This window comes from Bradyrhizobium sp. IC4059, assembly GCF_020193615.1.
GTDB lineage: Bacteria > Pseudomonadota > Alphaproteobacteria > Rhizobiales > Xanthobacteraceae > Bradyrhizobium > Bradyrhizobium yuanmingense.
The window spans coordinates 187,531-200,247 of record NZ_JADYVH010000011.1 but is presented as its reverse complement, the minus strand read 5'-3'; the positions used below and the strand labels follow the sequence as shown (position 1 = coordinate 200,247).

Sequence of the window (12,717 nt, the reverse complement as noted above, 5' to 3'; positions counted from 1 at the left end):
AGGATCTTTCGATGTTGATGAATCAGCGCTGCCCGAAAGGGCGGCTCGCAGCTCTTGGGCTGGCTGGCGCTTTTTGGTTGGCGAGCCTGGTCTTTGCCTTGTCGGGCGCCTTTGGCCATGAGGGGCACGATCACGGCGACGCCGAGAAGACGGCCGTCGTGTCCTCAGCCTATCCGAGGATTGCCGCGCGCTCCGAGCTCTACGAAATCGTCGGCATCCTGAAGGACGGCAGGCTGTCCGTCTTCATCGATGATGTCGCGACGAACGAGCCGGTCTCGGACGCCGCCTTGCAGGTCACGATCGGCGATTCCGCTCCGATCGAGGCATCGAGCCAGGAGGACGGCGTCTACACCGCCGCGATTCCGAACGGCACACCGTCCGGATCGGTCGAGGTGATCTTCTCGATCAACGCTAGCAGGGGAAATGATCTGCTGGTCGACTCGTTCATACCGCGTGCAGAGGCCCGGCCCGCAGAGCAGAAGCACGAGCCCGGCTGGCTTCTCTCGAACCGAGCCGCCATCGCCGCGTCCGTGCTCGCCGCTTTGGGCTTCGGCGGTCTCTTCGCCTATTGGAAGCGGCGTGGCCGCTTCATGGCGGCCTCGACGTCCGCCGTGATGGCGGGGGCTTTGGTCATTCTCGCCGCCATCATGTTCGGCGAGGGCCGGACTAATGCAACGCAACCAAATCCGCCTGATGTTCCCGCGCTGAGCGATGCCCCGCGCCGTCTGCAAGACGGCACCGTCTTCGCGGCCAAGCCGACGCAGCGTCTGCTCGAGGTACGCACCGCTGCAGCCGAGCCGCAGACGATTCATCCCGCCGTCACCCTGATCGGCCGTGTCATGGCCGACCCCAACCGCAGCAGCATCGTGCAGAGCATTTACGGCGGCCGCGTGGTTCCCGGCGATGACGGTATCCCCCGCATCGGGCAAACCGTCCGCAAGGGCGATCTGCTCCTCCGGATCGAGCCCCATCTGCCAATCGCCGACCGCACGACGATCCTCGAGAAGGTCGGCGAGATCGAACAGCTGATGGCGATCACGGACAACAAGCTGCGGCGTCTCCGGCCGCTGGCCGAACGCGGCGCGGTGCCGCAAGGGCAGGTCAACGACCTCGAAAGCGAATTGGAGGGTCTGCGGGCGCGCCGCGAGACCGTTCGCAATTCTCGCACCGGCTTCGAGGAGCTGCGGGCATCGACCGATGGCATCATCACCGCAGCCAAGGTCGCGCCGGGCCAGGTCATACAGCCCCAAGACGTCCTGTTTCAGATCGCGGACCCAAGCAGTCTTTGGGTCGAGGCGCTCGCCTATGACGAAATCGGCTTGAAGCAGCCTGAAGCCGCAACGGCAATGGCTCCGAATGGGCAGCAGATTGCGCTGAGCTTCGTCGGGACGAGCCGGGCGCTGCGCCAGCATGCGTCCGTGGTTCAGTTCGCCATTCCGGAGCCACCGGCAGGTCTCAACATCGGTCAGCCGTTGAATGTGATGGTCCAGGCCGGTGCGCCGGTGTCGGGCCTGGTCGTGCCGCGCAATGCCGTCGTTCGAAGCGGCAACGGTGAGAATATCGTCTGGCTGCACACCGAGCCCGAGCGCTTCGAGCCGAGGCCGGTTCGCGTGGTGCCGGTAGACGCAGCCCGCGTGATTGTGGCCGCCGGTGTCAACGAAGGCGAACATATCGTCGTGCGCGGCACCGACCTCATCAACCAGATCCGGTAGCCGACCATGTTCAAGCTCATCGTCCAGACAAGCTTGCGCAATCGCCTATTCGTGCTGGCGGTCGCCGCCGTCCTGGTCGGCTACGGCCTGTTCGTCCTGCCGAGCGTTTCGGTCGACGTCCTGCCTGACATCAACCGCCCGACCGTCAACATCCTGACCGAGGCAGAGGGACTGGCGCCCCAGGAGGTCGAACAGCTGGTGACGTTCCCGATCGAGACGTCGATGAACGGCATGCCCGGCGTCATTCGCGTGCGCTCGGTCTCGGGCGTTGGTCTGTCGGTCGTCTATGTCGAGTTCGACTGGGGCGTCGAAATCTACCGCGCCCGGCAATTCGTCTCCGAGCGGCTGGCGCTGATCCGCGAGCAATTGCCGTCCGCGGTCAATCCCCAGATGGGCCCGGTGACCTCGATCATGGGCGAGATCATGCTGATCGCGCTGACGAGCGATGGCACGGCTTCACCCATGGACGTGCGCGAGATCGCCGACTTCGTCGTCCGACCGCAACTCCTCGCCATTCCCGGCGTCGCCCAGGTGATACCCATCGGCGGCGAGGTCCGCCAATATCGCGTGACGCCGAACGTCGCCACCATGCAGGCACTCGGCGTCACCCACGATCAGATCGAGCAGGCGGTCGCAAGGTTCGGCACCAACAGCGGCGGCGGCTTCGTCGACCAGCATGGCCGCGAATATCTGATCCGCAATGTCGGTCTCACCAGGCGTATCGAGGACCTCCGCAACACCGTCGTCGTCAACCGCGGAGAGCAGCCGATCCTGCTGAAGCAGATTGCCTCTGTGGATTTTGCCGCGCGGACCAAGCGCGGTGACGCAGGATATAACGGCAAGCCCGCCGTCATCGTCAGCGTCATGAAGCAACCGGCTGCGGATACCGTAGCACTGACGCGCAATGTTGAATCAACGCTGCGGGAGCTGCAACGCACTATGCGCGGGGGCATCAGCGTCACCAACGTGCAGTTCCGGCAGGCCACCTTCATCGAGACCTCGATCGGCAATGTCGAGCGCGTCCTGATCGAGGCCGCGATCGTCGTCGCAATAGTCCTGTTCGTCTTCCTGATGAACGGTCGCGCCGCGTTCGTGTCGCTGACGGCCATTCCAATATCGATCCTGGTGACGGTCCTGGTGTTTCGCGCCTTCGGCCTCACGATCAACACCATGACGCTGGGCGGCCTCGCCATCGCGATCGGTGAGCTGGTCGACGATGCCGTCGTGGACGTCGAAAACATCCTGCGGCGCCTGCGGGAGAACGCCGCGTCGAGCACGCCGCGCCCTGTTCTCGACGTGATCTCCGGCGCGAGCCAGGAGGTTCGTTCCAGCATCGTCTATGCAACGATGATCATCGTCCTCGTCTTTGTGCCGCTGTTCGCCCTTCCGGGAATCGAAGGGCGGCTGTTCACGCCGCTTGGCGTCGCCTATGTGGTCTCAATCCTGGCTTCGCTGCTGACCTCGATCACGGTGACGCCGGTGCTGTCCTATTATCTGCTTTCGGGACGAGCTCATTCAGGTGACCGCGAGAGCTTTGTCGTCACGAAGCTGAAGCAGGCCAATCGGCGGGTGCTCGGCTGGGCCTTCCAGCGGCAGGGCTTGGTGCTGGTCTTCGTCGCCGCTGCGGTCGCGGTGGCAGGCTATGCCGCGAGCCAGATGCCCCGCAGCTTTCTTCCTCCTTTCAACGAGGGGACGCTGGTCCTGTCGCTGCAGTACAATCCAGGCATTTCGCTCGCGGAATCCAACCGTCTTGGCCTATTGGCGGAGCAGTTGCTCGCAAAGGTGCCCGAGGTGAAATCGGTCGGACGGCGCACCGGCCGCGCCGAACTGGATGAACACGCCGAAGGCGTGCACTACAGCGAGGTCGATGTCGATCTCACACCGTCCAAGCGCCAGAAGGCGGACATCTATGCGAGCATCCGGGAAGCCCTGTCCGCGCTGCCGGCGTCGGTGGCCATCGGACAGCCGATCAGCCACCGCCTCGATCATCTCCAGTCCGGTATTCGTGCCCAGATCGTGCTCAAGATCTTCGGCCAGGACATCGAGATGTTGCGGCGGCTGTCCGAAACGGTGCGCCAGCGTCTATCGACGATCCCGGGTCTGGTCGATCTCCAGGTCGAGAAGCAGGTGCTGATTCCGCAAGTGCGGGTTCAAATCGACCATGCTCGCGCCGCGCTTCACGGCCTGACGCCGGCTGCGGTCACCCAGGCACTCGACGCGCTGTCCAATGGCCGGAGGGTCTCCCAGATCGTCGACGGCAATCGCCGTTTCGACGTCGTGATGCGCCTGTCGGAGCAAGACCGTTCGACGACGGGACTGCACAATTTGCTCATCCCGACCGGCTCGGAGTTCGTCCCGCTGAGCGCTTTAGCCGACATCGTCGAGACAGACGGGCCGAACCAGATTCAGCGGGAGGGGACCCAGCGCAGGATCGTCGTGTACGGCAACGGGGACGGACGCCGCGACATCGCCGATATCGCGGCCGACATTCAGAGGTCGGTTCGCGAGCTCGATTTCCCGCAAGGCTACACGACCAGCCTCGAAGGCGCGTTCCAGGCCCAGCAGGAGGCGACCTGGCGCATCGGCATTCTGTCGCTGGCCTCGATGACGATGATCTTCGTCGTCCTCTACAGCCGCTACCGGTCGATCGCACTGGCGCTGATCATCATGGGAGGTATTCCGCTCGCCCTGATCGGCAGCGTCGCCGCGCTGAAGATCTCCGGGCAGCCCTTGTCGGTGGCATCGATGATCGGCTTCATCACGCTGGCCGGCATCTCGGCGCGCAACGGGATCTTGAAGATCTCGCACTATATCAATCTCGCCATCCACGAAGGCGAGCGTTTCGGGGCCGGGCTGGTCATTCGCGGCAGCATGGAGCGCCTCAGTCCGGTGCTGATGACGGCGCTTTGCGCAGGACTAGCGCTCACGCCGCTCTTGATCGGCGCGGACGAGCCGGGCCGGGAAATCCTGCACCCGGTGGCCGTGACGATCTTCGGCGGCCTGCTCAGCGCCACGGTGCTCGACACAATCGTGACCCCGATTCTGTTTCTGATGTTCGGCCAGCAGCCGCTGCAGCGGCTGGTGGCCGGACACGCCGCAACGTTCACCCCCGCGGAAGCCTATTGATGCGCGCGGACAACCACCGAGGAGCCTGCAATGAGAACTTATATCGGCCTCGCCGTGACGGCTGTGATGATCGCGACGCTGGATGTTGCCGCGGCGCAGACGAAGGGCAGCAACGGCGGTCCCGTCGTCAAGTCGCAGGGGCATCCGATCGAATTCGTCAGCAAGGGGACCGACATCGTCTTTTACGTTGGCGACGACGATGGATCGCCGCTGTCGACGAAGGATATGCGGGGACGCGCAACGGTTCAGGATGGCGGCAAGACGGTCACCGTTCCGCTTGCGCCGGCCAATCCCAACATGATGACGGGAAAGCTGCAAACCGAGCTGTCGCCGAAGGCGATCGTGGTGTTCTCCGGCAGCTTGCACGGTCATTCGTTGACCGCGAGATACGCTGCGCAATGATTGGGGCCTGAAAGACCGCGTTTGCGCCCGCAACGCGGCGGAGCTCGCGACCTACATCGCCGAGAAAGGCAAGCCGCTGCTGACGCTCAAGGTGAAGCGTGGGAGTTGAGATAACGCGTAGGCAAAACTCGACAGCGCTTGGAAGAGCGAAGCGCCACCCCTCGGCAGGTTTGCACATCGGCGATTTCACCGCGACAAAGCGCCCGTGATAAATAGTGGATCAATCAATACAATCTGAGCATCAATCGGGATGGCATGAGCACGTAAAATAGGCCCTCAGAAAAATGTCGCAACGGAGGATCGACAATGGGCAATGCTACTCTTTTATCGAAGATTCGATTTGGCGCAGCTGGCATCCTGCTTCTTGCCGCAACCTCGATGGCATACGCGGCCTGGCCGGAAAGGAATATCACCTTCATCGTCCCATTCCCGGCGGGAGGCTCGTCCGACATGGTCGCGCGAGCAATCGGACAGAAGGTCTCCGATACGTTGGGGCAGCCGGTGGTCGTCGAAAACCGGTCCGGCGCAACGGGCGCTCTTGGAGCAACGGCGGTTGCCCGGGCGCCAGCGGACGGATACACCATTCTCGTCGGCTCGATCGGTGTCTATGCGACGAATCCATTTCTTCAGCCTAATCTGAAGTATGATCCTCTGAAGGACTTCGACCTTTTGACGGTCGCTGTGCGCGCACCGAACGTCCTGGTCGCCAACTTGAACTTTCCGGCAAACACCGTCGCCGAGTTGGTGGAGCAACTGAAGAAGGCCCCCGGCAAGATCACTTTTGCAAGCTCGGGTGCGGGTTCGTCCGATCATCTCACGGCGGCGCTGTTCTGGCAGCGCACTGGGACGACCGGTCTCCACGTGCCGTATCGCGGCGGGGCGCCTGCCGTGAGTGATCTCCTCGCGGGGCATGTCAACGTATCGTTTCAAAACATCAACGCCGTCATCGGGCAAATTCAATCCAAGCAGCTCAAGGTTCTCGCCATCACCGGCGATGCCAGATCCCCTCTTTTGCCCGAAGTGCCTACCTTGAAGGAACTTGGGATTGAAGGTGTCGACGTCTTTTCGTGGCAGGCGGTGGCTGCTCCGAAGGGCCTTCCTGCCGACGTGAAAGCAAAATTGCATGGCGAGATCGTCGCGGCGCTGAAGGCACCGGACGTACGCAAACGAATGGAGGATATCGGCCTCGAAATCGTGGCCAACACCCCGGAGCAATTCCAGGAGTTTCTGGTCTCTGAGTTGGCCCGCTGGAAGCGGGTCATCGAGGCCGGCAATATCACCGTGGAATAGGTTGCCTTGGGCGTGCTCGCGGGAGCGCGACTAGAGCATGATCCGGAAAAGTGCGTAGCGGTTTTCCGAAAAGATCATGCTCAAACATAAGCTAAAGCGCGATGACGATTCATCCTGATGCCATCGCGCTCCAGGCTCGATCGCAACGCTCGCGACGATGCCACAATACCCCTGTTTTGCCCGACGGGTCAGAAATTTTTCGTAAAATCCGTAAGTCCTTGATTTTACAGCAGCGCGCTACTGTGCATGGGGTTGTTTTCGAGGTTTTGTTTTGGGCCCTCGATCATGCCCGGTCGGGCAGCAGCTCGCCGAGCGAGCGGATGATGCGGTCGGGCCTGACCGTCGAGCCCTCGGGCAGGCCCTCGCCATGCACGTCCATCCAGATCGCATAGATGCCGAGGCGCTGCGGCGTCACCACTTCCCATTCCAGATTGTCGCCGATCATCCAGGTGTCCTCAGCGGTGACGCCGAGCGCCTGCATCGCGTGCAGATAGGCGCGCTCCTCGGGCTTGCCGAAGCCGTGCTCGCCCTCGATCTGGATGTGGTCGAAGCGGTGCGCCAGCTCGAAGCGTTCGACCTTGGCGCGCTGCATGTCGGCGGCGCCGTTGGTGACCAGCGCGAGCTTGATGCCGAGCGCCTTGAACTGGTCGATCGCCTCGTGCGCGCCGGGAAAGACGAACATCTCCTCCTCGCGATAGGCGGTGAAGCGGTCGGCGAGGCGAATGGCGAGGTCATCGGGCAGGGCGCGGTGGCCTGCGGCCGCGAGCGCGGCGAAGCCGCCCTTCACGGTCAGGTGCCGCGCCTCGGCGAGCTTCATCCGCCACGCCGGTTCGGCATTGGCCCAGAAGTTTCGCGCGAAGGCCAGCACTGCGGTCGCGACCATCGGCGGTGGCAGCGGGGCGAGCTCCTCGGCGAATTCGGCCGTGATCGTGTTCCAGGCGATCTCGGGCCGGCCATAGGCCGACAGGATGGTGTCGTCCATGTCGATCAGCATGGCGCGCGGGAGCGGTCTTGCAGCGGGCTTCATCGTCGTCATGGCCATTTCACCTCCGGCGGCAGCGACGACAGGATGGAGTCCACATTGCCGCCTGTCTTCAGCCCGAAGATGGTGCCGCGGTCGTAGAGCAGGTTGAACTCGACGTAGCGGCCGCGGCGGATCAGTTGCTCCTCGCGATCCGCAGCGGTCCAGGCGCTCGCAAAATTGCGCCGCACGATCTCGGGATAGATCTTCAGGAAGGCGCGGCCGACGTCCTGGGTAAAGGCGAGGTCGGCGTCCCAGTCGCCGCTGTCGTGCCAGTCGTAGAAGATGCCGCCGATGCCGCGCGCCTCTTTCCGGTGCGGCAGGTAGAAATACTCGTCGCACCACTTCTTGTACTTGTCGTAGTCGGCGACGCCGTTCGGCTGCTTGCAAGCCTCTCTCATCGCGGCGTGAAAGGCGATGCTGTCGGGATCGTCCTGCGTCCGCCGTCGCTCCAGCACTGGCGTCAGGTCGGCGCCGCCGCCGAACCAGGCCTTCGTGGTGACGACGAAGCGCGTGTTCATGTGCACGGCGGGGACGTTCGGATTGCGCATGTGCGCGATCAGCGAGATGCCGGAGGCCCAGAATTTTGGATCCTCCGCAGCGCCGGGGATCTGCGCCCGAAATTCGGGCGCGAACTCGCCGTGCACCGTCGAGCAGTGCACGCCGACCTTCTCGAACAACCGGCCGTGCATCATCGACATCACGCCGCCGCCACCAGCCGCGCCGGAATGGTCGGTGCGCTGCCAAAGCGTGCGCTTGAAGCGGCCGACCTCGCCCGGATAGAGGCTTTGCGGCGCGTCGTCCTCGAGCCGCTCGAAGCTCGCGCAGATGTCGTCGCGCAAGCGCTCGAACCAGGCGCGGGCGCGGGCCTTGCGGGCTTCGATCGTCGTAAAGTCCATCTGCATTCGCGGGTCGCGTCCTATCTGATGCCGAGCGATTTGTGGGTCTGCACGCTGAGCCGCCATTGCGGATGGTGCAGGCAATAATCGATCGCGCGCGCGGTGTTCTCGATGACCTCAGGCCCGTCCATCGGTTGCAGCGAGAAGCGCTCGAAGGCGAGATCCTCAAATGCCTCGGGCATCGCCAAGGCCTGGGGATAGACCAGCTTCAGCTCGTGGCCCTGGCGCAGGACCAGCTCGCTGCCGCCCTTGGGGCTGACGCAGATCCAGTCGAGCCCATCAGGGGCTGCGATCGTGCCGTTGGTCTCGACGCCGATCTCGAAGCCTCTTTCGTGCAGCGCCTCGATCAGCGCGGCGTCGACCTGGAGCAGCGGCTCCCCGCCGGTCAGCACGACGTAGCGATTGGCGGCAGCCGCCGTCCATTGCGCGGCGATGGTATCGGCGAGTTCCGCAGCCGAGCCATAGCGCCCGCCGAGCGTGCCGTCGGTGCCGACGAAATCCGTGTCGCAGAACTTGCAGGTCGCATCCGCGCGGTCGGCCTCCCGCCCGCTCCAGAGGTTGCAGCCGGCAAAGCGGCAGAACACCGACGCGCGCCCGGCATGGGCGCCTTCGCCTTGCAGGGTCAGGAAGATCTCCTTGACCGCGTAACTCAAGCCTCTCTCCTCAATCTGTCAAACCTTGCGGGTTCCGGATCTGCCGCAGCGCCTCGCCGGCGGCCATGGCCACGCTCATGGCCACATTGAGCGACCGCAGCCCCGCCTTGATCGGGATCACCAGACGCGCATCGGCCGCCTCGACCACTGCGTCGGTGACGCCGGCGCTCTCGCGCCCGAATAGCAGGATGTCCGAGCTCTGGTAATGAAAATCGCGGTAGTCGGTGGCGGCCTTGGTGGTGAACAGCAGCAGCCGGTGGCCCTGGCCTGCACGCCAGTCCTCGAATGTCGCCCAGGAGACGTGGCGGGCCAGCCTGACATGGTCGAGGTAGTCCATTCCCGCCCGGCGGAACAGGCGGTCCGAGATGGGGAAGCCCGCCGGTTCGATGATATGGGCATCGAGCCCCAGGCAGGCGCAGAGGCGAAGAATCGTGCCGGTGTTCTGGGGGATGTCGGGCTGGAAAAGTGCGATCTGCATGGGCGGCGGCGAGTTGGCTTGCGGGCGCAAAATGTCTCAATAAAACATCGCCCGCCCGGGAATTCGTGCATTGCACGCTCTCACGCCGTTAGCGGGCTTGCGCTCGCCCGGCAAGGGTGCCAATAGAACGATTCTGGACTGCTGTTTCACCCGTTTAGAGGTGAACAAGCCAAGTTCTGCCGCCGCGGGGGGCCGCGGGTGCCGGCAGCCTTTCCGGGGACCTCTTGGGCGCCCCTCGGAGCGGTTCCACCGGTAGCGCAAGAAGAAAGGGTTGGAATCGTGACGACAGCGTCTTCGGCGGACCATCCGACACGCCGTGATTTCTTATTCGTTGCAACAGGGGCATTTGCAGCAGTAGGGGGCGCGGCTGCGCTCTGGCCCTTCATCTCCCAAATGAATCCGGATGCCTCGACCATCGCCGCCGGTGCGCCGATCGAGGTCGATCTCAGCCCGATCGCGGAAGGCCAGGACATCAAGGTGTTCTGGCGCGGCAAGCCGATCTACATCAGTCACCGCACCAAGAAGCAGATCGACGAGGCGCGCGCCGTCAACGTGGCGAGCCTGCCGGATCCGCAGACCGACGAGGCCCGGGTCAAGTCGGGCCACGAGCAGTGGCTGGTCGTGATCGGCATCTGCACCCATCTCGGCTGTATCCCGATCGCTCATGAAGGCAGCTACGACGGGTTCTTCTGCCCCTGCCATGGTTCGGTCTACGATACGTCCGGCCGCATCCGCCAGGGCCCAGCGCCCACGAACCTGGCCGTGCCGCCGTACCAGTTCGTTTCCGACACCAAAATCCAGATCGGCTGAGCTTCGGACTCAAGTCCGAAGCTTCGCGCCGTCTCGTCGTACTATTTCCTCAGGATCGCATCATGAGCGGACCATCCGACTACCAGCCGAGCAATCCGGCCCTGCAATGGATCGAGCGGCGCCTGCCGATTTTTGGTCTCATCCATTCCTCCTTCGTCGCCTATCCCACCCCGCGCAACCTGAACTATTGGTGGACCTTCGGCGCCATTCTTTCCTTCATGCTCGGAATGCAGATCCTGACCGGCGTGATCCTGGCGATGCACTACACGCCGAACGCCGATCTCGCCTTCAAGTCGGTCGAGCTGATCGTCCGTGACGTGAACTACGGCTGGCTGCTGCGCAACATGCACGCGGTCGGCGCCTCGATGTTCTTCGTCGCCGTCTACGTCCACATGTTCCGCGGTCTGTACTACGGGTCGTACAAGGAGCCGCGTGAGGTGCTGTGGATCCTCGGCGTCATCATCTACCTCCTGATGATGGCGACCGGCTTCATGGGCTACGTGCTGCCCTGGGGCCAGATGAGCTTCTGGGGCGCCACCGTCATCACCAATTTGTTCTCGGCCGTTCCCTATGTCGGCGAGAGCATCGTGACGCTGCTCTGGGGCGGCTATGCAGTCGGCAACCCGACGCTGAACCGCTTCTTCTCGCTGCACTATCTCTTGCCGTTCGTGATCGCAGGCGTCGTCGTGCTCCACGTCTGGGCGCTGCACGTCGCTGGCCAGAACAACCCTGATGGCGTCGAGCCGAAGACGGAAAAGGACACGGTGCCGTTTACGCCGCATGCGACCATCAAGGACATGTTCGGCGTCGCCTGCTTCCTGCTGCTGTACGCTTGGTTCATCTTCTACATGCCGAACTATCTCGGCGACGCCGACAACTACATTCCCGCGAACCCGGGCGTGACGCCGCCGCACATCGTGCCGGAATGGTATTACCTGCCGTTCTACGCGATCCTGCGCTCGATTCCCGACAAGCTCGCGGGCGTCATCGCGATGTTCGGGGCGATCATCATCCTGTGCTTCCTGCCCTGGCTCGACACTGCCAAGACCAGGTCCTCGAAGTACCGACCGCTCGCCAAGCAGTTCTTCTGGATCTTCGTCGCGGTCTGCATCCTGCTCGGCTATCTCGGCGCACAGCCGCCGGAAGGCATCTACGTCATCGCCGGCCGCATCCTGACGTTCTGCTATTTCGCCTACTTCCTGATCGTGCTGCCGCTGCTCGCGCGCATCGAGAAGCCGCGGCCGGTGCCGAACTCGATCTCGGATGCCGTGCTGGCCAAGACCGGCAGCCGGTCGACGCCGATGGTCTCGACCGCGATCGTGCTGGCGCTCGCCGGCTCGCTGTTCGCGGGCTCGATCGACAGCGCGAAAGCAGCCGAAGGCAGCGATAAGCCGCCAGGCAACACATGGTCGTTCTCGGGCCCTTTCGGTAAGTTCGATCGCGGCGCGCTGCAGCGCGGCCTCAAGGTCTACAAGGAGGTCTGCGCCAGTTGCCACGGCCTGTCCTTCGTCGCCTTCCGTAACCTCGCCGAGCCCGGCGGGCCCGGCTATTCGGTGGCGCAAGCCGCTGCGTTTGCATCCGAGTACAAAGTCAAGGACGGCCCGAACGATGCGGGGGACATGTTCGAGCGTCCGGGCCGGCCGGCGGACTATTTCCCGTCGCCGTTCGCGAACGAGCAGGCCGCGCGTGCCGCGAACGGCGGTGCGGCCCCGCCGGACCTGTCCCTGATCACCAAGGCGCGCTCCTACAAGCGCGGCTTCCCCTGGTTCATCTTCGACGTCTTCACCCAGTACCAGGAGCAGGGGCCTGACTACGTCGCCGCATTGCTCCAGGGCTATGAGGACAAGGTGCCGGAGGGCGTCACCCTCCCGGAGGGCTCGTACTTCAACAGGTACTTCCCGGGCCACGCCATCAAGATGCCGAAGCCGATCAGCGACGGCCAGGTGACCTATGACGACGGCTCGCCGACTACCGTCGCGCAGTACTCCAAGGACGTCACCACCTTCCTGATGTGGACCGCCGAGCCGCACATGGAAGCGCGCAAGCGCCTCGGCTTCCAGGTCTTCGTGTTCCTGATCGTCTTCGCGGGCCTGATGTACTTCACCAAGAAGAAGGTCTGGGCCGACTCGCACTGAGCGGCGAAAGACGAGAATGCAAAAGCCCCCGTACGGGGGCTTTTTTGTTGGTCCCGTGTCCCGGACGCGCGAAGCGCGCGAGCCGGGACACTGGATGCGTGGGGCTGGGCCCCGGATCAGCAATGCATCGCCGCAAACGATTTCCGCATCGCCAGGGGCGCGCTGCATTTCATCCGGGCACGAGAGTGTGT

General features: G+C 63.7%; 10 protein-coding genes. 6 read left to right on the top strand and 4 right to left on the bottom strand.

Going from position 1 to position 12,717, the window contains the following annotated elements:
* Positions 1-11: 11 nt before the first annotated feature.
* From I6F12_RS29590 to I6F12_RS29575, 4 genes are all read left to right on the top strand, one after another.
* Positions 12-1,712 (top strand): efflux RND transporter periplasmic adaptor subunit, encoded by a 1,701-nt coding sequence (locus tag I6F12_RS29590; protein ID WP_225157821.1) that lies wholly within the window; start codon positions 12-14, stop codon positions 1,710-1,712.
* Positions 1,713-1,718: 6 nt separating this feature from the next.
* Positions 1,719-4,838, top strand: coding sequence for an efflux RND transporter permease subunit (locus I6F12_RS29585; protein ID WP_225157820.1), 3,120 nt, complete (start codon positions 1,719-1,721; stop codon positions 4,836-4,838).
* 30 nt (positions 4,839-4,868) lie between these two features.
* Positions 4,869-5,240 (top strand): hypothetical protein, encoded by a 372-nt coding sequence (locus I6F12_RS29580; protein WP_225150192.1) that lies wholly within the window; start codon positions 4,869-4,871, stop codon positions 5,238-5,240.
* Between the two features lie 306 nt (positions 5,241-5,546).
* A complete protein-coding gene (locus tag I6F12_RS29575; RefSeq protein ID WP_225150194.1) occupies positions 5,547-6,530 on the top strand; it encodes a tripartite tricarboxylate transporter substrate binding protein in 984 nt (327 codons plus the stop codon).
* Positions 6,531-6,813: 283 nt separating this feature from the next.
* Here the strand turns inward: I6F12_RS29575 and I6F12_RS29570 are convergent, their stop codons facing one another.
* The 4 genes from I6F12_RS29570 to I6F12_RS29555 are packed head-to-tail and all read right to left on the bottom strand — an operon-like array spanning position 6,814 to position 9,581.
* Entirely contained in the window at positions 6,814-7,572 is a 759-nt protein-coding gene (locus I6F12_RS29570; protein WP_085968942.1) for an HAD family hydrolase, read from the bottom strand.
* On the bottom strand, positions 7,563-8,450 hold the full coding sequence (gene hemF, locus I6F12_RS29565; RefSeq protein WP_225157819.1) for an oxygen-dependent coproporphyrinogen oxidase: 888 nt from the start codon (positions 8,448-8,450) through the stop codon (positions 7,563-7,565). The genes I6F12_RS29570 and hemF overlap by 10 nt, the downstream gene beginning before the upstream one ends.
* 20 nt (positions 8,451-8,470) lie before the next feature.
* Positions 8,471-9,103, bottom strand: coding sequence for a 7-carboxy-7-deazaguanine synthase (queE, locus tag I6F12_RS29560; RefSeq protein WP_225114466.1), 633 nt, complete (start codon positions 9,101-9,103; stop codon positions 8,471-8,473).
* Between the two features lie 10 nt (positions 9,104-9,113).
* Positions 9,114-9,581 carry a tRNA (cytidine(34)-2'-O)-methyltransferase gene (locus I6F12_RS29555; protein ID WP_225147864.1) on the bottom strand — a complete coding sequence of 156 codons (468 nt, stop codon included), beginning with the start codon at positions 9,579-9,581 and terminating at the stop codon, positions 9,114-9,116.
* A gap of 279 nt (positions 9,582-9,860) precedes the next feature.
* Here I6F12_RS29555 and petA point away from each other — a divergent pair, with 279 nt between their 5' ends.
* Entirely contained in the window at positions 9,861-10,391 is a 531-nt protein-coding gene (petA, locus tag I6F12_RS29550) for a ubiquinol-cytochrome c reductase iron-sulfur subunit (RefSeq protein WP_036006265.1), read from the top strand.
* Between the two features lie 62 nt (positions 10,392-10,453).
* A complete protein-coding gene (gene fbcH / locus I6F12_RS29545) occupies positions 10,454-12,526 on the top strand; it encodes a cytochrome b/c1 (protein WP_057026275.1) in 2,073 nt (690 codons plus the stop codon).
* The last annotated feature ends 191 nt before the right edge of the window (positions 12,527-12,717 follow it).